Origin of the sequence: Pseudoalteromonas rubra (genome assembly GCF_000238295.3) — a bacterium.
GTDB classification, from domain to species: domain Bacteria; phylum Pseudomonadota; class Gammaproteobacteria; order Enterobacterales; family Alteromonadaceae; genus Pseudoalteromonas; species Pseudoalteromonas rubra.
On record NZ_AHCD03000035.1, the window covers coordinates 1034922 to 1055803 of the forward strand.

General features: G+C 47.1%; 18 protein-coding genes. 8 read left to right on the forward strand and 10 right to left on the reverse strand.

What is annotated here, in order from left to right; translation table 11 throughout:
• Positions 1-82: 82 nt before the first annotated feature.
• The 5 genes from PRUB_RS15850 to ilvY all read right to left on the reverse strand — a co-directional run bounded on the left by PRUB_RS15850 (position 83) and on the right by ilvY (position 7466).
• Positions 83-2311: a TonB-dependent receptor family protein gene (locus PRUB_RS15850; RefSeq protein ID WP_010382264.1), complete on the reverse strand. Its 2229-nt coding sequence runs from the start codon at positions 2309-2311 to the stop codon at positions 83-85.
• A gap of 10 nt (positions 2312-2321) precedes the next feature.
• Entirely contained in the window at positions 2322-3596 is a 1275-nt protein-coding gene (locus tag PRUB_RS15855) for an imelysin family protein (RefSeq protein WP_010382266.1), read from the reverse strand.
• A gap of 85 nt (positions 3597-3681) precedes the next feature.
• Positions 3682-5481: a DUF4856 domain-containing protein gene (locus PRUB_RS15860; protein ID WP_010382268.1), complete on the reverse strand. Its 1800-nt coding sequence runs from the start codon at positions 5479-5481 to the stop codon at positions 3682-3684.
• Between the two features lie 333 nt (positions 5482-5814).
• The gene (locus PRUB_RS15865; RefSeq protein WP_010382270.1) at positions 5815-6513 is read right to left on the reverse strand and encodes a winged helix-turn-helix domain-containing protein; all 699 of its coding nucleotides are present in this window, start codon (positions 6511-6513) and stop codon (positions 5815-5817) included.
• Between the two features lie 62 nt (positions 6514-6575).
• Entirely contained in the window at positions 6576-7466 is an 891-nt protein-coding gene (gene ilvY, locus PRUB_RS15870) for an HTH-type transcriptional activator IlvY (RefSeq protein ID WP_010382272.1), read from the reverse strand.
• 128 nt (positions 7467-7594) lie between these two features.
• Between ilvY and ilvC the strand changes: the two genes are divergently transcribed.
• The 4 genes from ilvC (at position 7595) to PRUB_RS15890 (ending at position 13475) form a co-directional block, all read left to right on the forward strand.
• The gene (ilvC, locus tag PRUB_RS15875) at positions 7595-9067 is read left to right on the forward strand and encodes a ketol-acid reductoisomerase (protein WP_010382273.1); all 1473 of its coding nucleotides are present in this window, start codon (positions 7595-7597) and stop codon (positions 9065-9067) included.
• Positions 9068-9286: 219 nt separating this feature from the next.
• Positions 9287-11194 carry a methyl-accepting chemotaxis protein gene (locus PRUB_RS15880; RefSeq protein WP_010382275.1) on the forward strand — a complete coding sequence of 636 codons (1908 nt, stop codon included), beginning with the start codon at positions 9287-9289 and terminating at the stop codon, positions 11192-11194.
• A 204-nt stretch (positions 11195-11398) separates the two neighbouring features.
• A complete protein-coding gene (locus PRUB_RS15885) occupies positions 11399-12604 on the forward strand; it encodes a tetratricopeptide repeat protein (RefSeq protein WP_010382277.1) in 1206 nt (401 codons plus the stop codon).
• Positions 12585-13475, forward strand: a complete 891-nt coding sequence (locus tag PRUB_RS15890; protein WP_010382279.1) for a M20/M25/M40 family metallo-hydrolase — start codon at positions 12585-12587, stop codon at positions 13473-13475. Before PRUB_RS15885 ends, PRUB_RS15890 begins: the two co-directional genes overlap by 20 nt.
• On the opposite strand, the gene PRUB_RS15895 is transcribed toward PRUB_RS15890, so the two are convergent.
• Positions 13415-13723, reverse strand: a complete 309-nt coding sequence (locus tag PRUB_RS15895) for a GIY-YIG nuclease family protein (RefSeq protein ID WP_010382281.1) — start codon at positions 13721-13723, stop codon at positions 13415-13417. The two genes, PRUB_RS15890 and PRUB_RS15895, sit on opposite strands and share 61 nt — an antisense overlap.
• A gap of 130 nt (positions 13724-13853) precedes the next feature.
• Here PRUB_RS15895 and PRUB_RS15900 point away from each other — a divergent pair, with 130 nt between their 5' ends.
• Positions 13854-14213 (forward strand): outer membrane protein assembly factor BamE, encoded by a 360-nt coding sequence (locus PRUB_RS15900; RefSeq protein ID WP_010382285.1) that lies wholly within the window; start codon positions 13854-13856, stop codon positions 14211-14213.
• Positions 14214-14266: 53 nt separating this feature from the next.
• On the opposite strand, the gene PRUB_RS15905 is transcribed toward PRUB_RS15900, so the two are convergent.
• The gene (locus PRUB_RS15905; protein ID WP_155946174.1) at positions 14267-15628 is read right to left on the reverse strand and encodes an ankyrin repeat domain-containing protein; all 1362 of its coding nucleotides are present in this window, start codon (positions 15626-15628) and stop codon (positions 14267-14269) included.
• Between the two features lie 362 nt (positions 15629-15990).
• Here PRUB_RS15905 and PRUB_RS15910 point away from each other — a divergent pair, with 362 nt between their 5' ends.
• Positions 15991-16167 carry a DUF2897 family protein gene (locus tag PRUB_RS15910; RefSeq protein ID WP_010382290.1) on the forward strand — a complete coding sequence of 59 codons (177 nt, stop codon included), beginning with the start codon at positions 15991-15993 and terminating at the stop codon, positions 16165-16167.
• Positions 16168-16199: 32 nt separating this feature from the next.
• On the opposite strand, the gene PRUB_RS15915 is transcribed toward PRUB_RS15910, so the two are convergent.
• Positions 16200-17570, reverse strand: a complete 1371-nt coding sequence (locus PRUB_RS15915; RefSeq protein ID WP_010382292.1) for a YjiH family protein — start codon at positions 17568-17570, stop codon at positions 16200-16202.
• A gap of 98 nt (positions 17571-17668) precedes the next feature.
• Positions 17669-18736 (reverse strand): outer membrane protein assembly factor BamC, encoded by a 1068-nt coding sequence (gene bamC / locus PRUB_RS15920; protein WP_010382294.1) that lies wholly within the window; start codon positions 18734-18736, stop codon positions 17669-17671.
• Between the two features lie 334 nt (positions 18737-19070).
• On the opposite strand from bamC, the gene PRUB_RS15925 reads away from it, so the two are divergent.
• Complete coding sequence (locus tag PRUB_RS15925) at positions 19071-19604, forward strand: glycine cleavage system transcriptional repressor (RefSeq protein ID WP_010382295.1); 534 nt, start codon at positions 19071-19073, stop codon at positions 19602-19604.
• Positions 19605-19614: 10 nt separating this feature from the next.
• A complete protein-coding gene (bcp, locus tag PRUB_RS15930; RefSeq protein WP_010382297.1) occupies positions 19615-20085 on the forward strand; it encodes a thioredoxin-dependent thiol peroxidase in 471 nt (156 codons plus the stop codon).
• Positions 20086-20147: 62 nt separating this feature from the next.
• Here bcp and pdxJ read toward each other — a convergent pair whose 3' ends face one another.
• Entirely contained in the window at positions 20148-20879 is a 732-nt protein-coding gene (gene pdxJ / locus PRUB_RS15935; RefSeq protein ID WP_010382299.1) for a pyridoxine 5'-phosphate synthase, read from the reverse strand.
• Between the last annotated feature and the right edge of the window lie 3 nt (positions 20880-20882).

The following is a 20882-nucleotide window of genomic DNA, read 5'->3' on the forward strand; positions in this document are numbered from 1 at the left end:
GCCACTAATGAGTGGCCCTGTAAGTATACATAATTATGTCAGATGCGCAGCGGATTGTGCATCTGACATTGCTGCATTCAGTTTAGAATGAATACTTATAACCCAGTGTAAACTGGCGAGGTTTACCAGGTCGCGCCCCGTAAGGACGACGGCTGACAATCTTGGTCTCATCCAGCAGGTTATCAACTTTAGCGTAAACCTGACCGTATTTACCCAGCTCATAGACCGCTGACAGATCAACGGTGGTGATCGCTGACACCTCTTTGCCTTCAAGCACCAGATCATAGCTACCATTTGGCGCATTTGAGTCTGTACTGCTATCCCAGCTTCGTCCCGCCGCTTCCGACATGGAGCCAACATACTTTACAGCAAGCGATACACGCCAGTCAGGAGCCGACAAACCGATGTTAAAGCTGGCCTGATGCTCGGGCAGATAAGGCAGCTCGTCACCACTTTTCACGTGACCCCACTGAGCAAAGTTCGTGTATCGATCGTTTTTGAATTCACCTTTGGTGTAGGTGTAAACAAACCCGTAAGGAATATCAATTTGCAGATTCAGAGGGTAGCGCTGACTAAACTGGGCTTCCAGACCATATACATGGGCCTCACCGCCGTTAAACTCTTTACCGACTTCCAGCGCACCACAGTTAGACTGGCCACAGCTTTCTTTCAGGTTGCTGTAATCATTGAAAAAGCTAACCACTTCAAGCTGCGTTACCCCATCATTAAAGCGGCCGCCGAATTCATAGTTGGTACTCTTCTCGATTTCGATATCAACCGATTGCTGCGGCGATGCTGGAGAGAACCCCTGATGAACGCCAAACAAAATACCTGAGTCTTCCGACAACTGATAGAAACCACTCATACCCGGTAACCAGATCCGTGTGGTTTTGTCCTGCCAGTCATCCGCATTGACAGTACTCTGGTACGCCATATCCATTAGCTCACCACGAATACCCAGGCCCAGAGTCAGGGCATCTATGGTGACCTTGTCCTCCAGGTAAACAGACCAGGCCTTCGTATTTTCGGTGTTCTGAGAGGTATAGACCTTATCCAGGCCCAAGTTAAACGCACTGCCGTCTCTCATTCCGTAGGTTTCGTTAAAGTGCTTACGTTCTATCTCATCTTCATGAAAGCGGACACCGAACGATAAGGTATTATCATAACCTGCCAGCTTAAACTTGGCGGAGCCGTCAACCTGGATCCCTTGCGAGAAGTACTCGCGGTCATTGGTGCCCATCGACAGGTAATTGGGACGGCCACTGTCGGCAATCGAGTCAGCCGTGCCACTGATCACCTGATACAAACGTTGGTATTGCTCATCTTCCGGATTGGCTAGGATCTCAGGCAAGGTCGCATCCGTGTTAGTCAAGCCATCCAGCTTTAACCAGGCGCGCTCATAATCATTGCGATAAACGCGTGATGTCAGGCTCACATCTTGATACTTCAGATGGTGGGAGAACATCACCTGACTGTGCTTAGTATCCATATTGTCAGGCTGAGACGCAGCATAACGACGATATGGCGTAGCGTCAAAGTCCGCATCGGTCAGGCCAAGATACGTTTCATTAGATAGCTCATCTGCATAACTGAGCTTGAGTCCGAACGTGTGCTCAAACTCCCCTTGTTGCAGCTTGTAGTTGAACTTAGCCAGCAGGTCATTTTTCTCGAATCCGGTATCTGCACCGCCATCCAGGTCTTTAAACCCATCTGCTTGCAAATTCACCCCTTCGAGTAAAAACCCAACATTGTTCACTACAGACCCAAAATAGGCATGCGCTTTGGTGTAGCCGTCACTGCCCATGGCAAGGTCAATAGACCCTTCCGAAAATTCAGGTACAGCTCGAGTCACCAGGTTCAGTGCACCGGCGACAGACTGAGGTCCATGTTTGATGGCAGCGGGACCTTTAAAGACCTCAACGGCTGTCATCCGAGTTGTCACAGGGAAATAATACGCAGCAGGGGCTGAATAAGGTGCCGGGCCAATCAGCACACCATCTTCCATAATGGTGATTTTTTTGCTTCGTTCTGGTGTTACACCACGAAAGCCGATGTTAGGACGCAAGCCATAACCATCTTCTTCACGGATATTCACACCTGGTACTGATGCCAAAATACGATGGATATCATCGTACTCAAACTCCGCCAACTGCTCTTCAGTTAACAGTGTCGCAGAGCCCGCTTCTGTGCGAAGTTTATCGTAATGACTCAGGATTTGAATATGTTCCATGTCGTCATTGTTTGCATCACTATTTGCCAATACCTGAGGCGCTGCTAGCGCAACAGCCATAGCCAACACAGATCTTTTCATCATGGGTCCTTTAGTCATTATCACCTGCCGATGTTTGAGGTAGTTCCAGCGCCAACTTTTGAATAAAGTCATTTTTCAACTCATCAGTGACATCTTTCACCTTAGCGTGGGTATTCGTCACACCCGCGGTATCTTCATCTAATGCTTGCTGTAAGCTACCATTGAGTGCATCTGTCGCCGCTTTGGCATCTGCAATACCCTGCAACATCACTTCTTTGGTCTGACTGGCGTCTTGTTCGTCGAGGAAATCATCAAACCCCGTCGTATCTTCACTGTCAGTGCCCTGGCCAAGGAAAATTTGCTCAAATGCCGCAATGTTGGCCTGGATATTTTCTATTGAGTGCTTAGCAAAGCGTGACTCTACTGCCTCAGGACACACTTCTGTACCACATTGGTTAGCAAATAAGCCCAGCGGGGTCGCAAGTTTATAGTCCTTGAGCTCTTCCGTCATATAGAAAAGCGCGTCGGAAATAAGGTTAACGGCCTCTGTGACTGTGGTAAATTCGCTACCAGATTCACCCGCATTCTTTAGTTTAGCCGCGTACCCTTGCTCACCTGCCCATTCAAACATCAGCCGTTCTGACGTTGCCTTCAGATCAGTGGACACCTCAACGGCATACTGACAGCGCATGACGCGACGTTGCTGATCTTCAAGCGTATTCCACTGAGTTAGAATGTCACCACTGGCTGCCGCAGAGCAACTGTGGTCAAGCTCGTTGTTGAACAGCAAATACTCGAGGGCATCTAAACCACGACGTTTATCACTGCGCTTGCTGATGTCGTAAGGAACACCATTGATTTCGCCCTGTGCAAAATAAGCCACATCCTGATCAACGTTACAATAATTGGTATCTGGCCAGGAGTAGATGTCTTTACGCAGAGCTTTATCATCTGCGAGCAATGGGCCAACAATCATGAGTTCGGCATGTTGCCAGCTCACCATGGCCTCTTTCCAGCTGTTTTGTGCAGCAAGTAATGCTTCATCTCGTGCTGTCTTCGCTGCATCGTCCTGCAAGGTTGGGTCAAATGCCGTTTCCAGGTCACAGTACGCTTTTATCACCGCAGGCTGTGTACTTGCTTTATCAGCAAATTGCTGGAACGTGGGAGTAAAAACGTTGTCGGTCAGGTTAGCTACGAGCTTTTTCTGATCGAACGTTGTTGGCTCTACCACCGGAGTGCCCTGATTATATCCTGGACCCGCAGAACTGGACGTGCTTTCGCCACATCCGCTTAATGCCAAACCAATGGCCGTTGCCAGTATGATAGGTCTGGAGTGTATTCTCATTATTTGCCTCAAATGAATAGTCTAGATACGCAAAAGGCTAGCAAAACCTGCTAACCTTTTGACAGTTCAAAGAATCGTTTATAACTTACCAGTTAGCAACATTCTCTGCATCAAAGCCGTATACTTCCTCCAGGATGTCACGTGCCTGACCCAGCTTCTCAATGTAAGCATCTACATCATTTGGTTCGATCGCAGGCTGCGTCCCCATCAGGTCATGCATTTGCTTAAATTTACCAACATTGCCTTCTGCATAGAAAGGCGAGAAACGGTTAAACTGGAAGTTCAGTGCGAAGCCTTTCATTTCTGACCAGTGCTTAGCTAGTGTAGCGAAATCTGATGCTTTGTACTCACCGCCGTTAACGCCTGCTTTTAATGCTTCCAGGTCTTTAGTTGTGTCATTGATATAGTGCACAACTGTCGCTGCAATGGCTTTTTCCCATGCCATCAGTGCATCTTTTGCGTGGCCTTTCAGCTCATCCATTTGCGTTTCGCTCAGCGCGCCTTCAGTTGCGTTAATCAACTTACGGCCATTGTAGAACGCTTCAAATGCGTCTTTGGTCAGGTCCGTTGGATTTGCATTATCAACAGTACCACGGTCACGCTTTGCTGCGTTGGTCGAGTTACCGAAGTTATACTCTGAGTTGAAGTCGATTTTGCCATCGGCATTGGCATCGTTGTAGCCGGTGCTGAAGCCGTCACGTCCGCCTTTACCTGCAATCTCGTCATCCGAGTAGTTCATGTAGTTACGCGCTGCACCGAAGTAGCCGAAACCTTCATCCCACTGGTGCTCAAGGTTAGTATAAGTTTTACCTTCAACGGCAACCGTGTTATCAGTCTGCAGGCCTTTGCCTTCTGTGTCATAGTCCAGGTAATCATCGGCTGACTGAGAGAAAGCCACTGCGCCGTATAAGAACTTCTGGATCAGCTGGTTAAGGTCAACACCCGTTTCAGTCACATAGATAGTGTCAATCTCTTCACCACCAGGTGCAGTTACATTACCTGTAATCGCACGCTCAGCTAAGTGATCAAATAATTGTTTTACAAATAACTCTGGAATTGGTGTCTCACCGTCCGCTGCGATGGCTGTCCAGCCCTCGAAGCTGCCGTCTTCCGTCCAGTCTTTGTACTGACCTTTTGCATCATTACCAGCTACTTTACCGCTCAGGTTTTTGTGAGATGATGAAATGTCTGTTAGTTTAGTTTGCGCAGCCGGATCAGTGACGATCGTCAGATTACGATCTTCCCAGATGCTATTGTAGTCTTCTTCAGTTACGCCATAGAACTTGTCTAGCTCAGTAAGTAGCGTTTCTTTAGTTGCGTTTGCATCTTGTGCATCAGTAACGAACTGGTCGCTGCCGATATAGTTAAACAATTCTTTGATTAACACGTGACGCGCAATCTGGCCTGAGTAAGCAACACTTGATTCGCCCTCAGCAAAGCGGCTGATGAAGTCATAGTCCATTTCATCCAATACTTTGAACTTAACATCGAAATTTTCAGTATTTTCACCGTCGTTAACGGTAACAGTCACAGTAACTTCCTGCTCTAATTCATAGTTCAGGTGTTCACCGGCTTTCAATCTTAAAACGCCTTCAACAACTTCAAAACGCGCATCAGACACATCAAAAGTGTGGCTGTCATCATCGCTGTCAGTTACAACCAGCGTACCAATCTCTACCGCAACCATGTTTTCAGTCACAGTGACTTCTGTTGCGTCTGCATCCTTACTTGTCAGAGTAACAGCGGTCGGCGCTGCATTTGTTGATGTGTCAGGTGTCTGACCGTTATTGATATTGTTGTCATTTGAGCTTGAACCACCACATGCGGTCAAACCTAAAGTGGCAACTAAAATAGAAGTAGCAAGCAGAGATTTTTTGAAAATCATTGAGCATTCCTTAATAAAGCAATGTTAAAAATTATTCTTAGTCGCGTTAAGTATACACCGCTTTAAATAGCAATCAATTCTATTTACGTTGCTAAATACACGATTTAGATCAAGGAATGCGCAATTTCACTCTGTGTGTAAAACGGGCAGGCGCTGTTTTTTCAAATGCAAAAGATGGCTATACAATTGATTTATATAGACTATCAAGGAGGTAATATCACTAAAACAGAACAGAGAAAAGAAACAATGTACAAACGAGAGCGAATGGATAGTTCGAATAATTGGAACTATCCAATGTGGAAATTTCACCAAATTATGAGCTAAGCGTTAAGGTCACCAGGCATCTTTTACAAACAGGTAACCTTTACGCCAAACCGTTTTGATTTTTTCTGCGCCGACAGCAGTATCCCCCAGTTTTCTGCGTAAGCATGATACACGTACATCTACGGTTCGACTGTTCACCTGGTAATGCTGTCCAACCACCTTTTTATATATGTCTTCGCGACTGACAACTTCGGGGGCGCGTGAAGCTAATAGCCAGAGCAGCTCAAACTCATGACTGGTCAGGTTCACCGCTTGCTGTCTCAACGAAACACTGCGTTCATGCAAATTTAAGTAAAGCTGACCAAAATGAAGTTCGTCCGGGGTTTGGGAATGTGCCGTCAACATGGCCGGATGTTTACGTACCAAAGCATCGAGTCGGGCACGCCATAATCGGGGTTTGGCCATACAGGGAATCACATCATCTGCGCCCAGTTCCAGCATCAGGCTTTGCAAGTCTTCATTATCCTCATCAAGCGATACCATCAGAGGCGCATCGAAGCAGGATTTGAGCGTATTGATTGTATCGTACTGCGCACTGGTTGCCAGCGCCTGACCAATCACAATACTGTCTACCTGTTGAGCCGGATACCCTTTGCGGGTTGCTTCATGAATATTCATAAACCGCATGACATAACCATGCTGTTGCAATGCCTCAAAAGGTGCGATGCTGTGTCCTTTTTCATCTTGTGCAATTAATACCGTTGACACGAAAAAGCCTCGTTCAAACTAACTATGCAGGCTAGTCTAGTGACCCTAGCTGAACAAACGCTTTACGCAGCAAACAAACGCGCGGCAACTCGAAATAAGGCACTCACAACCGGGTCCTGCAAACGCTTTTTTTTGCATACCAGGCCAATTTCAATCTCTTCGCTTTGCAACCCCAACGTTTGAACCTGGTTTCTGAATGGACTCTGCTCCAATACGACCTCTGGTACATAAGCAATACCAAAACCCAGGCTGGTCAAGGCAACCATGGCTTCATGACCGGAGACATGTGCGTAGATCTTTGGCTGTAATGCTTTTTTCTTGAAAAACACATCAAGACGCTCCTTCAAGACGCCGTGCTCAGGCACGATGAAAGGCACTTGCTGCCATGGTAGCTCTCCGCGGTGCTGCTCCAGCAACTCACTTAAAGGGCATTTCATCGTTGGCGCAATGAACAGCAGCCGTGAGCGACCAATACTAAGGTACTCCAGGCCCTGAGGCAGGTTACGAGGCCGAACGGCAACGGCAACGTCCACCACCTCTCCCTGTACCTGGGCGATAGAGTTTGCCGGATCGCCAGTTAACAGGTTAAGTTCGACCTGAGGGAAATCCTGTCGGTAACGCGCAAATAAATCGTAAATAAAACTGTAAGAAGCCGTCACGGAGCAAAACAGGCTCAGTTCACCACTAAGCGGCTTGTCTTCATCCAGACATTCACTTTTAAACTGACGCCAACTTGCCAGTGTAGCCTGTGCATAATGAATAAAAGCCTGCCCTTGTGATGTCAGAGCGACACTGCGGTTGTCCCGGATAAATAGCGGCGCGCCAACCTCTTCCTCAAGCTGTTTTATCTGCCGGCTAAGTGTCGGGGGACTGATGTAGCAGCGTTCACTGGCACGGGAAAAATGTAGTGTATCCGCCAGCGCCAGAAAGTACTTTAATTGTTTATGGTCCATCTTGTTATCACTTAGTGTGTTTCATAATGTGAAATACAATAGTTTAAATATATCATTTTACGCAACTTAAACTTATTACTAGTCTAGAACCTAACTCATAATGTTAGAACATTCAGACAGGACAAATCATGGCGAACTATTTCAATTCACTGCCACTACGTGAGCAACTGGCCCAACTGGCGCAGTGCCATTTCATGGACCCCAAAGAGTTTGAGGACGGTGTTAACGTACTACTTGGTAAAAAGCTGGTTATCATTGGATGTGGCGCTCAGGGCCTGAACCAGGGTCTGAACTTGCGCGATTCAGGGTTAGATGTCAGCTATGCGCTGCGTCAATCTGCCATTGATGAAAAGCGTCAGTCTTATAAAAATGCCAGCGAAAATGGCTTTGAAGTGGGGACCTATGAAACCTTAATCCCACAAGCTGATCTGGTTCTTAACTTAACGCCAGACAAGCAACACAGTGCGGTTGTTGAAGCGGTAATGCCGCTGATGAAACACGGATCTACCCTCGCCTACTCCCACGGCTTCAATATCGTTGAAGAAGGTATGCAGGTGCGTGAGGACATTACCGTTATCATGGTGGCTCCTAAGTGTCCTGGCACCGAGGTTCGGGAAGAATACAAGCGTGGCTTTGGCGTACCGACCTTAATTGCAGTACACCCGGAAAATGACCCTCAAGGTCATGGCCTGGCTCAGGCTAAAGCCTATGCAGCAGGGACTGGTGGACACAAAGCCGGCGTGCTTCACTCATCCTTCATTGCCGAAGTGAAGTCTGATTTGATGGGTGAGCAGACCATCTTGTGCGGTATGTTACAAACCGGGTCCTTGTTATGTTTTGATAAAATGGTCGAACAAGGGGTCGACGCCGGTTATGCCTCAAAACTTATCCAGTACGGTTGGGAAGTGATCACCGAAGCACTGAAACATGGTGGTATCACCAATATGATGGACCGCCTGTCCAACCCAGCCAAAATCAGGGCGTTTGAATTAAGCGAAGAGCTTAAAACACTCATGCGACCTCTTTACAATAAGCATATGGACGACATCATCAGTGGTGAGTTTTCTCAGGGTATGATGGCTGACTGGCATGAAGACGATGCCAAGTTGCTTAGCTGGCGCGCCGAAACCGCAGAAACCGCGTTTGAGAAACAGCCGAACTGTGAACAAGAAATTACCGAACAAGCCTTTTTTGACAAGGGCATTTTGATGGTCGCTATGGTTAAGGCTGGTGTAGAGCTTGCGTTTGAAACGATGACCGCTGCGGGTATTATCGAAGAGTCGGCCTATTATGAGTCTTTGCATGAAACGCCGTTAATCGCCAACACCATTGCCCGTAAAAAGCTGTTCGAAATGAACCGTACAATTTCAGACACGGCGGAATACGGCTGTTATTTATACAACCATGCCTGCTTACCGTTACTTAAACCATTTATGGAGAAAATCGGTACAGATGTCATTGGTAAAGGGTTGCCACAAGACAGCAACGAAGTGGATAACCAGGCGCTGATCCAGGTCAACGCGGCCATCCGCAATCACCCGGTTGAAGTGGTTGGTAATACCCTGCGCGGCTACATGTCTGCCATGAAGAAGATCATCTAACCTTTTGAAAAATAAGAGTACAATAGATTTTTAGTGTTTTGTACTCTGCCCTTTTGCCATTTTAGTTCGCTTGTTAGAAACCAAGGCCCGCCTGCTATGCAGCGGGCTTTTTTACTTTATAAAACATGACAGTATTATGACAACGACTTTATACCTATAGGTGTTAATTATTGACCATGCTAAAATTATCATCCACGGGATATAGAAGTAGTAACTTTAATGCATAACACTGGTTTAACAATTACACAACGTATTACTCTGCTGGGCAGTCTAATCGCGGTTGTTGTCGCTTGTCTGATCGGATTTATTTCAACCTATCAGGCTAAGTCTATGATCGAGACACGCATGCTGGGCTCTGAATTACCCAGCAAGGTTGAGAGCATCAACAAGTCGATTAGCCAACAAATTGACCAGCTTAAGAGTGCGGCAAAACAACTTTCAAGCAACCAATTTTTACTCGATGCGGTCAACAAAGGTCAGTTAGATGAGCAAGTTTTGCTCACTGAATTGACACGTGTGCAAAATCAATACGCGCTGGTTACCGCCTCCTGGGCAAACAGAGAAACGCATCAGTACTGGAATCAGAACGGCTTCTTGCGTGTACTGAACCAGCAGCAAGACGGTTGGTTTTTCCACTTCACGCAAAGTGCTGAGGAGTACTCCATCAGTATTTACCAGGAAGCACCTGGTGATGTGAAAATGTTCGTCAATCATCAGCAAACCAATGGTATTGGTCTGGCAGGTCTTGCAAAAAGTATCGATGCCATGCAAACCATGCTGGCTAACATGACCATTGAGCAAAGTGGCTTTGTCTTTGTGGTCGAACAGTCTCAGGGCGTAGTCCAGCTTCACCCTGATGCGAGTAAAGTAGCCAAAACCAAATTACTTGACTTATATGGTGCACAAGCAGCTGGCCAATTGCGCAATAGTCACGACTTTGTTGTGCTCGACCTGGAGGCCAATGGCACGCCATCTTTGGTTGCTGCCAGCCCGATAGCAGGTACCGATCTGCTTGTTATTGCACAAGTGCCTAAATCCGAAGTCTTTGCACAAGTCTCCTCTTTGCAATGGCAAATTGTAATCTGGGCGCTGGTCGTCGTGGTTGTCGTCTGTATTGCCAGTATGTTGATGGCTCGCAGCCTCAGTGCGCCATTATTGAAAATGGCTGACGTGTTCCGTCAGCTTGGTAGCGGTGATGCCAAGCTCAATTACCGAGTGCCTAATGCAGAGCAGCCTGAGCTACAAGCTCTGGGCCAGGGCTTTAATCAGTTCATTGAAAAGATAGAGGCCGCGATTTGTAATGTGGCTAAAGAAAGCGGCGATATACGCATTGCCAGTGAGCATGTTTTTACCCAGGCAAAGAAAAACTCGTCGTCATTGGATGAGCAAAAGTCTCAGACACTCTCCGTTGCAGCGGCGATAAACCAGATGGCCGCAACAGTGCAGGAAATAGCAGGCAGTGCCAACAATACCGCCAAACTCACCGATGAGAGCCGCGAGCACACCAAACACAGTCACAGCTGTGTGCAACAAAGTCAGTCTACCTTGCATCAGTTAGCACTGGATATACAACAAATGGCAGATCAGGTCGCAACGTTGGCAAGCAAAACGCAATCCATTGCCAGCATCTTAGATGTGATCAGAGGGATTTCGGAACAAACCAACCTGCTCGCACTCAATGCAGCGATAGAGTCTGCACGTGCTGGCGAACACGGTCGCGGTTTTGCCGTTGTTGCAGATGAAGTCAGGGCACTGGCGAGCAGAACTTCTCAGTCAACAGACGAGATTCAGGCAACAATCCAGGAACTTACCGCTGCATCGGATTCAATTGTGACACAAATCGCACAATCCTCTGATCAGGCGCAGCAAAGCGTCAGCAACATGCAAACGTCAGTAGAATTGATGAACACCATTAGTGAAACTGCCGATCAGATAAACGATATGACCACTTTAATCGCGACAGCCACCGAGCAACAGAGTAACGTAGTCGCAGATGTAGGTCGCAGTATTGAGCAGATCAGTGTGATCAGTGACGCTGTTATGAGTGAGCAACTTGACACTGAGCAGGCGATCCAGCAGTTGGCTAATTCGGCCAAAGCACTCGATAAACTGGTTGCCAGCTTCTAGCATTTATTACCAGGCGGTCACCTGTATGTGGCCGCTTACTTTTACCAAAAAATCCAGCTTTGTCATTTCATTCCTGACCTTTCCCAAAGGCGTATTTCCCCGATAAAACGCGTGTTTATTGCAACGGATTGTAACAATTTTTGCTTTCTTAAATGGCCAAAATAGCTACACTGAAAGTAAGCTGTAGAATTTAGGAACGTCTCTATGTTGTCGTATACTCGTTTTGCCCGACGCTATCTCTGCCCTTTGTTGGCCGCCTCTACTTTGTTACTCAGCGGCTGTGAAACAACCAAGGTCCAGCCAGAAATCAACATGGTATTGCTCGATAATGCCCCCTTCAGACAACATGAAGTAGAGACACAAAGCAGCATCTTTGCATTAGACGCCAATATTCGGGCTACGTTAGACCGGTATCTGGAACGCAACAATGGTTCCAATATCAAAGTGGCCGAGCAGTTACTGCAATTTTTAGTTGAAAATGGTGACTCAAGCCTCGCATATATGCGCGGTGCCAACCTCAGTGCCTCAGATGCCTTTTACAACCTCAATGCCAATTGCCTGTCGCTGTCGATCCTGGCTTATAGCTTGTCGGACTATCTGGGCTTTAAGGGTCAGTTTCAACGCGTGCATATTCCTGAGTACTGGGCGCAAACTAAAGGCTACAGCCTGCTAACAGGACACGTTAATTTGGTGGTAACCCAGACCAATTCCGGGGCCCGAAAAAATGGCGATAATCGCGAGGTGTTATACACGCGCCCGGCGCGTGTTGTGATTGACTTTGACCCCAACAGCCGACAACAAAAATTCGCCACATCTAAAATTAGTAAAGAACGCATCACCGCTATGTTTTACAGCAACAGAGGCGCCATGCACATGATCAATCAAGAGATGGATCAGGCATACAGCTACTTTCGTGCTGCCATAGATATTGATCCACTCTACTCAGCAGCCTGGGGGAACCTGGCCGTACTCTATCGTATTAACGACCATAACGCACAAGCCGAATCTCTGTATCAACAGGCACTGCTTATCAATGACGAAAACAAAACTGCGATGGGTAATTTAGCACTGTTATATGAATTGACTGACAGACCACACGAGGCACAGGAGATCAGAACACAACTGCATGCCCTGCGAAAAGATAACCCCTATTATCTTATCGCACTCGGTGACGAAGCCTTTGCTGCTGAAAACTACGATAAGGCACTGAAGCACTATCGCGCCGCAAACAAATTGTCTGCGTCTATCCACGAAGGTTACTTTGGTCTGGCCAAAGTCTACTATGTACAGGGTGAGTTAGAGCTGAGCAAAACATTTCTAAACCGGGCATTGAACCATGCCAGTTTCAACCATGACAAGAAACGCTATCGGAATAAGCTGGAGTGGCTCAGTGCTACGGCTAAAAATTAGTATTCTATGGCTATGTTGTATTGCTGCTGTCGCGCACGCGAATACTCAGCTGGAAACAGATCTAAAAGTACTGACCAGCCCGGAACACGCGGGTCGGGGTTCGGGCAGCATCGCCATCAATGAAAGTGCCCGCTATATTCACACACGCTTCTCAGAAGCGGGATTAGATGCCTATTATCAGTCTTTTCGCTTTCGTCAGGGGTTCGGTAAACTCGGGCACGGTCACAATGTTGTTGCCACCTTGCCCTGTAACGTGCCGGTATGTCACAAAGCACTGGTGATCAGTGCCCATTACGATCATTTAGGCAGCAGGGGCTCGCGTTATTACCCCGGCGCCAATGACAATGCCTCTGGTGTGGTGGTGATGCTGGACATAGCGCAGCGCCTGGCCTCACGGCTTAGGCATCGGGAAATCACATTTGTTGCCACCGATGCCGAAGAAAAAGGCCTCTACGGCGCACATTTTTTCGCAGCCACGCTGACTCCCAGCCAGGTTGCCCTGAATATTAATCTGGATATGCTTGCTGTAAGCCCAAAGAATCGTTTGTATGTGCTTGCCTCAAAACAAGCAAGTGAGTTTACCTATGCTATTGAGCCAGCATTCGACAGTCAGATCCGTGCTTTGGTCTATACGTCTGCGACCAGTCTGGCACGTCGTTTAGACACGCCCCGGGTAGACTGGCTCCGTGCCAGTGACCACTATGCCTTTCATAAAGTCGGAATACCTTTCGCTTATTTTGGCGTGGGCATTGACCCCAATCACCACACCCCAAAAGACCAATTTGACAAGGTAGACCTGCCCAAGCTGAATCAGGTGTCGGAACATATCAGTGCTTTTATATCTGCATTATCTGTGTCAGCCGCCCCCTGAACGAGTGCAACTTTGCGTGACTTAGACAAGCGTTTAAACCGCCACTCAAGCCGGGCTGCTGTGCGCTTGTCTTCAACCGCCAGACTATAAACCAGCTTTAACGGACCTTTGCCACGCAAATTTTTGGCACCTTTGCCAGCAACATGCTCGGAAAAACGCCGAGAGACATCGTTGGTGATCCCGGTATACCAGTGGCCAAATCGATTTTCAATTATGTACAAATACCAGGGCTGCTGGGGTTTACTCATTGCTTTGACAACTCAATACAATTAATGGAACTATTTTAACGGTGAACAGTCGAAACTTACCAATAATTCTACTTTACCTTCTTTATCCATTCTGTATCATTCATACAACCAAAAATAAGGATACACATACATGCAGTTAAAAAAGCGCCTTTTTGTTTGGCTTAGTATTATTCTTGCGACGACATTGCTGTCTGCCTGTTCCAGCTGGGTATACCGGATAAACGTGCCTCAGGGTAACTTCCTGGAGCAATCCGATGTCGATAAGCTCAGAATTGCTATGACAAAAGAGCAAGTTTTATATGTATTGGGCACGCCGGTAGCTAAAGACGCGTTTAACAGCGAAATCTGGCATTACTCTTATGTGTTCAATCTGGGTCGAGACTCAGAGCAACGCAAAGAGCTGGTGGTTTATTTCAATGGTGATGCATTGAATGATATTTCAGGGGATTTTGATAAACCAGCGGATTTCAATACGCCGCTCACAGAGTGATTTGATTCTCTCGCCACTTTCTCCCCATTAAAAGCAGAGCTTGTGCTCTGCTTTTAGCTGCCCATCACCGCAATCAAAACGACAACACTGAATAAAAATTGCAGTGACATACTCAGCCAGGCCAACACATTCACACCTATCAGGCTCCAGGGTGACGCATCCTGAGGGTAAAGCGGACTGCGCTTTTGCCACCGTGCAAGCGCGAAAAACAACAGTGTCAGACTAGAGATCATAATGGTTGCGGACAGCTTGTTACTGTGTGACTCATTAAAAAAGAAATTCAACTGCACCGGCATCAGGATTGCCACCAACGCGTACAAACTGTAAACCCGTGCGACTTTCTCGTATTTGGCAGCAAAGGATAGCTCAATGATACCGCGCGCTTCGAGAAACTTTTTTGCAGCGACCGCTTGTGCTTGATTTGCCAAACGATATGGCGTCATTCCAGTGACATCTGCCAGTCTCGGGTCAACCCCCATAGACTCCACCAATTCAAGTATGACCGTTGAATTAGAGAGCACTGCATAGTGCATCAGATTACGGCCAAGATCATCGAGGGATTGGGGACAATACTGCTCTTTAAGCGCCTCGGCAGCGCTTACAAAGCCCTGCTCTACCAGCCACATCATGGCCGATTTACCGGATTGATCTTTGCTTTGTCCACTGGCTCCTTTCTCTATGAGCTTAAGAGCAATAGATTGCTTAGCTTGCTTAGACATCACATGAGCCAGTAGTGCCTGATCCAGCAAACGTTCAACTTCGTCACCATCACACAGATGTTGTAGCAGTCCAACATAGGCTTCATCGCTTTGCAGGCACTCCACAGCTAACTGTAAGGTCGCTACGGTGTCTTGCAACACCGAGTTAAGCATATCACTCAGTTGCTGTCGCATTTCTTCGTCAGCAATACGCCATAGCTCGCAGGCTTCTTGTGCTGTAAGCATTAAACCATGATGCAGAAGTAGCAACAGAGCGCGGGTGTAAGTTTTATTCAGCAGCAATGTCGCAGGTGAGACCTCAGTATGATACGCAAGCTGCGCCTTAATATCAGCATATTGAGCAAACACGCCCAGCAATTTGGCAATCAACTCATCCTTGCTAACGCCTGCATCGGCAATATGCGCCAGTAAGTCATCACAATAAGTCTGGTGCGCCTCATCGTAGTCATCAATATGCTGATAATGACAAGACTCGAATGGCTCCAATGGTTTAAGCCACAAAATATACATCAACGGAGGTAAAACCGATGAGCGTACACCTTGTTGGTCTGTCAGTGTTTCACACTCAGGCCAGGCTTCCAGTGCATCCAGAATAAATGCCCCATTATTTTCAACCAGGCCTTTGAGTAGCAAAGGAAACTGAGCCGGCCAAATTAAAACATGCTCCATTAAAGAATTAACCACCTTATTAGTCATATCACACGCTTATTGCCATCAATATTGTCGCAACGCTGTTAGCGGAATGATACCAATTGCATCTTAAAAAAGCTGCTGCTGATCTCAATAATCTCACCACCTTACCTAATATATGGACAGTCAAACAATTATCACGTTCCTTATATTTCTCAAAGCTTGCCTAAACCGCCTTTCCTGAGCACAGAAAGAGCGCTATACCACTTTGTTATTACGGAAAAAGATCCCGCTCTTTGATGCCTGACGCGGTGAGTAACAAGGCTGTTCTGTAAGTAACTCAGGTCTATGCTTGAGGTATTGAACGCTTAAGATATACAATGGAAGTGAACGTCCAATGAAGGCCCTGCGATAGGGAGCAAGTCAAGATGGAAAACACCTTACCAACCTGGCACGTGATACTGATCATTGTCATGGTCCTGGGGTTCATTATCAGTAATATTATGTTATTGAAATATATGACCCGCTTTGATGTAAAAGGCAAACTAGATAAGCAAACCAAACCAGAGCCAGAAACCAAACCCGAGGAAAAGGAAGATAAGTAGGGCCACACTGCGCCAGCCCTACTTCTGTTGGCTTAACCGACCAGCCAGTGCGCCATCAGCGCAATCACCGGTAATGTCACCAGCGTACGCAAAATAAAAATACAGAACAACTCAAACAGGTTAACCGGGATCTTACTGCCCAGTAGCAGAGCGCCGACTTCCGACATATAGATCAACTGAGTGACACTCAATGCCGCAACAATAAAACGTGTCACGTCGCTTTCGATGTTTGAGGCCGCCAAAATAGAAGGAATGAACATGTCTGCAAAACCAACGACAATGGTTTCGGCGGCTTTGGCAGCTTCTGGTACCTGAAGCAACTCAAGGTAAGGGATAAACGGTTTACCCAGGATCTGAAAAACAGGTGTGTGCTCTGCGATGATCAAAGCGAACGTACCGACCGCCATCACCACAGGCAAAACAGCAAACACCATATCCAGCGCATTATGCACGCCTTCTTTTAGCGTCCCTTTTACCCCAGGCGCTTTTTCTGCTTTTGCCAGTGCCACGTCCAGCGCATGACCAAACAAGGTTTTACCCTCAGGTACCAGCTCTGCACCCGGGTTTGCATCACTGCCGTCAACATAACAATCTTTTTTCCATCGCAATGGTGGTAAGCGGGGAACAATAATCGCGGCGGTAATACCTGCGGCACATACAGTCAGATAAAAGGGGGCAAATAAATGCTCCAGTTTAACCTGACCTATAACTACCAGACAGAAGGTAATGGATACCGCAGAGAACGTCGTGCCAATGATGGCTGCCTCTCTTTGCGTGTAGTGCTTATCTTCATACTGACGAGAGGTCATCAAAATACCCACGCTGCCATCACCAAGCCAGGAAGCCACACAATTCACCGCACTGCGTCCGGGTACCCCAAACAAAGGCCGCATCACCTTCGTCAGTAACGTACCAACCAGTTCCAGCAAACCAAAGTTAAGTAACAAAGGCAGCAAAAGACCCGCTAACACAAACACAGAGAACAACACAGGCAAAAGCTCATGCAGCACCAATGCACCGGTCCCTGACGAGTAAATAGCTTCAGGACCCACTTTGAAATAGGTCATTAGAATAAACAGCATACCTGCCAGTCGGGTCACTAACCAAATTGGACTGACAGCAAATAAGTGCCGGAACAAGTGATTTTTTAGCAATTGCCTGGGCTTTACCAGAGCAACAAAAGCACTCATCACCCCAGTGATACACACTATGGCTACTATCATGGCCTGTGCAAAGGGGGCTATCCAGCCTTGCAGAGTCTTCGCCATCACAGCAATAGGAATGGTCATGGCTTCGCCTATTGCAACAGGTGTCATAAATAAAAACACCCCAACCAGGGAAGGCACGATAAACGCAAATAGCGTGCGCCAGTTTGGCGACGCTGAACCCGTAGATTCTGACATCATATGATTACCCACTAAAAAGAAAAAGAGCGTAAGGCTCTTTTTCATATTACTTCAACTCATTGTTTTTATTTTAATATTTTGATTTATATAAAATATTATATTTGCAGACCTCGACTGCGCAACACCTCTAACAGAGATTGCAACAACAGCTCCATAGTCGGTGCATCCAGCACTTGCTCCTCGCTATCCAACCAGGTCAACGCCGTTTGACCGTCATCCGTTGTAGATACTTGCACGACATAATCGCCGTCCGCCAGTGGCAAGACCATCGCTTCCTCGCCCCAGATAGAATCCCAGACGCTTTGCTCAGGTGCTTCATAACGCACTTTCACCGAATCATTCTCTCGGTCGAGGCGAATCACCGTAAAGTTAACACGCTCCAGGAAGTTCGACAGACGATCCATTACCGCACTTTTTTCGACCAGCGTCAGCATGGCTGCATTGCCATCCTGATCGAACCCGCCTTCCAGAGATAACAAGCCCTGCTGTTTGCGTAACTCAACGGCCAGCAATCGATAGCGGTAGTCAAATTCTGCAATCACTTCATTCAGAGCTCGCACTTCTAACTGCTGCTTAAGCATGTCAGTAAGCGGCTGCTCTTCACTTTGATAATCTAGCAACTTCGCACTCAAAGAGGCGGTGCGCTGGTGTTCTTTTTGCTCAACAGTGAAGGCGAAACGCTGACGCGACACTTCAACAATGTCTTCCCACAGCCAGCCTTCATCTTTTTTGATCAATGCATACCAGTCAGTTTCGATTGTGCCTGTCTGACGGGTATCCTTAGCAATCTGAGTATTATGGTTCGCCATAACGCCATCCAGCGATTGCCAGATAAAACCTGCCAGGTCGTCAATACCATCGTTTTTATCAAAATACACTCTGGCGACTCTGTCTTTGCTCTCTGCCCAGCTGCCCTGTGCCAGCGTCAGCACTTGCTGAGGGGGGCGATATAGCTTATTTTCGTCATCCGAGTCGTTGTCATAAACAGCAACCGCCATTTTATACTGCGGATCCTGATACGGCTGCTCTAGCCCTTCAGGGACGCTAATGGCTTCACTAACGCGGTAGTTTTTGCTGTGATGTGCATCATTTGGAAATACACTACATCCCGTTAAACCAAGTAAAACACTTAAAGTCAGTGCTTTTGGAACCCAATACTGCACGAATAAAACTCCTTAGCAAACCCTGTTATATTTATTTACGGTAAACGAATATCGTCTTTATATGAGTGGGGATTGCCGATTTGGTTCACTGCCGGAACAACTTTTTATATCCGTCCGGCGAGCCTAAACAACTTGCAAAATTTGCCCTATGTTACTTGCCTCGCCCTGTAAACACAAGATGTGAGCCAGTCCGACCCATTATCTGGCACAGCTAAACCGTAAAGCCTCACGCTGCCGGTATCCCAAGTAACCAAATTATGTTAGTATTTACGGCTATACATCTAAAAACTGCCGTTAGGCATTACCATATTCTCAGCGTATAGGGTGCTCTTAAATGACCACATTTACCAACCAACAACTGGTTTTGACCGCAATCGGCGAAGATCGCTCGGGGATTGTCAGTGAACTGACTATGCTAGTCAGTGAATGTAATTGCAACATCATCGATAGCCGTATCGCGATACTCGGTAACGAGTTTACATTCATTATGCTGTTATCGGGCGACATGGCGGCAATCAGCCGGGTTGAGCATACCCTGCCGACAAAAGGGATGGAGCTTGGCTTACTGACCATGATGAAGCGCACCGCCAGCCATCAACAAAACGAGTTCAGTGCCGGTTACACCCTGGAATATAAAGGGCTAGACGCCCCCGGCACGCTAAGCAAGGTGACGCGCTTTTTTGCAGAGCAAAATATCAGCATTTGTTCTTTGAAGTCTGATACATACGAAGAAAGTGACGCATTACATATGCGCTGTGAAATCGAAGTCAATATTCCCATTGAGGTTGATGCCGACGCATTTAAAATACAGTTCGAGCATCTCTCAAACTCACTAGATCTGGATTATATTTTTCGACGCATTCGTTAAGGAGCATCCTATGAATACGCTACAAGCAGGCGCTCAGGCCCCACAATTTACTTTACAAAATCAAGATGGTGACAGTATCGCACTCAGCACACTTCTGGAGTCAAACCAGGTGCTGGTGTATTTCTATCCAAAGGCACTGACACCAGGCTGTACCGTTCAGGCTGAGCAGCTCAGAGATCACAAAGCCCAGCTAGCACAGTATAATACGGTCGCAGTAGGGATCAGCCCAGATCCGGTTAAGAAGTTAAAAAATTTCGAGACCAAAAAAGAGCTGAACTTTGACTTATTGTCAGACGAAGATCATGCCATCGCTGATGCCTTCGGCGTGTGGGGACTGAAAAAGTTTATGGGTAAGGAATACGACGGAATCCACCGCATCAGCTTCCTGATCGGGCAAGATGGTAACGTTAAACACGTATTCAACAAGTTTAAGACCAAAGAGCATCACCAGGTGGTGATCGACTATCTGGCAGCACAGTAAAGAAAAAGGGGCTGAATTCAGCCCCTTTTTAGATCCTTTCGCATCATATTAGCTACGTGGTATTAGCTGCGTGCATCCAGCATCAAGCGCTTCATATCTCTGACGGCTTTTTCTAATCCATCAATGGCGGCTCTGGCAATAATCGCATGACCAATGTTGAGCTCATAGATTTCTGGCATTTCAGCAATGGGCTTCACGTTGTGATAGTGCAAACCATGCCCTGCGTTAACCACAATGCCCAGACTATGCGCATATTTTACGCCAGTGCGGATCCGTTCCAGCTCTGCCTGCATCTCAGCGTCTGACTCTGCATCAGCATAAGCGCCGGTGTGAATTTCAATATAAGGCGCACCTGTCTCTTTCGCAGCATCAATCTGCTTAGGATCAGCATCAATAAACAAAGATACCTTGATACCCGCATCAGCAAGACGCTCAACGGCCTGAGCCACTTTTTCTTTATTGGCTATCACGTCAAGACCGCCCTCAGTGGTCAGCTCTTCGCGCTTTTCCGGCACCAGACAAACATAAGCAGGCTTGACCTCACAGGCGATATCCAGCATCTCATCTGTCACTGCAATTTCCAGGTTCATACGTGTCTGAATGGTCTTCGCCATCACGTACACATCCCTATCCTGGATATGACGACGGTCTTCACGTAAATGGATGGTGATCCCATCTGCACCGGCATGTTCAGCAACTGCCGCAGCGTGAGCCGGATCCGGATAGCTGGTGCCCCTCGCCTGGCGCAATGTGGCAATATGATCGACGTTTACGCCCAATAATATTTCTTTCATTGT

Coding starts and splice junctions, on each gene's coding strand:
- PRUB_RS15850 (WP_010382264.1), bottom strand. CDS start 2,311: ATGAAAAGATCTGTGTTGGCTATGGCTGTTGCGCTAGCAGCGCCTCAG.
- PRUB_RS15855 (WP_010382266.1), bottom strand. CDS start 3,596: ATGAGAATACACTCCAGACCTATCATACTGGCAACGGCCATTGGTTTG.
- PRUB_RS15860 (WP_010382268.1), bottom strand. CDS start 5,481: ATGATTTTCAAAAAATCTCTGCTTGCTACTTCTATTTTAGTTGCCACT.
- ilvY (WP_010382272.1), bottom strand. CDS start 7,466: ATGGACCATAAACAATTAAAGTACTTTCTGGCGCTGGCGGATACACTA.
- ilvC (WP_010382273.1), top strand. CDS start 7,595: ATGGCGAACTATTTCAATTCACTGCCACTACGTGAGCAACTGGCCCAA.
- PRUB_RS15880 (WP_010382275.1), top strand. CDS start 9,287: ATGCATAACACTGGTTTAACAATTACACAACGTATTACTCTGCTGGGC.
- PRUB_RS15885 (WP_010382277.1), top strand. CDS start 11,399: ATGTTGTCGTATACTCGTTTTGCCCGACGCTATCTCTGCCCTTTGTTG.
- PRUB_RS15895 (WP_010382281.1), bottom strand. CDS start 13,723: ATGAGTAAACCCCAGCAGCCCTGGTATTTGTACATAATTGAAAATCGA.
- PRUB_RS15900 (WP_010382285.1), top strand. CDS start 13,854: ATGCAGTTAAAAAAGCGCCTTTTTGTTTGGCTTAGTATTATTCTTGCG.
- PRUB_RS15905 (WP_155946174.1), bottom strand. CDS start 15,628: ATGACTAATAAGGTGGTTAATTCTTTAATGGAGCATGTTTTAATTTGG.
- PRUB_RS15910 (WP_010382290.1), top strand. CDS start 15,991: ATGGAAAACACCTTACCAACCTGGCACGTGATACTGATCATTGTCATG.
- PRUB_RS15915 (WP_010382292.1), bottom strand. CDS start 17,570: ATGTCAGAATCTACGGGTTCAGCGTCGCCAAACTGGCGCACGCTATTT.
- PRUB_RS15925 (WP_010382295.1), top strand. CDS start 19,071: ATGACCACATTTACCAACCAACAACTGGTTTTGACCGCAATCGGCGAA.
- bcp (WP_010382297.1), top strand. CDS start 19,615: ATGAATACGCTACAAGCAGGCGCTCAGGCCCCACAATTTACTTTACAA.
- pdxJ (WP_010382299.1), bottom strand. CDS start 20,879: ATGAAAGAAATATTATTGGGCGTAAACGTCGATCATATTGCCACATTG.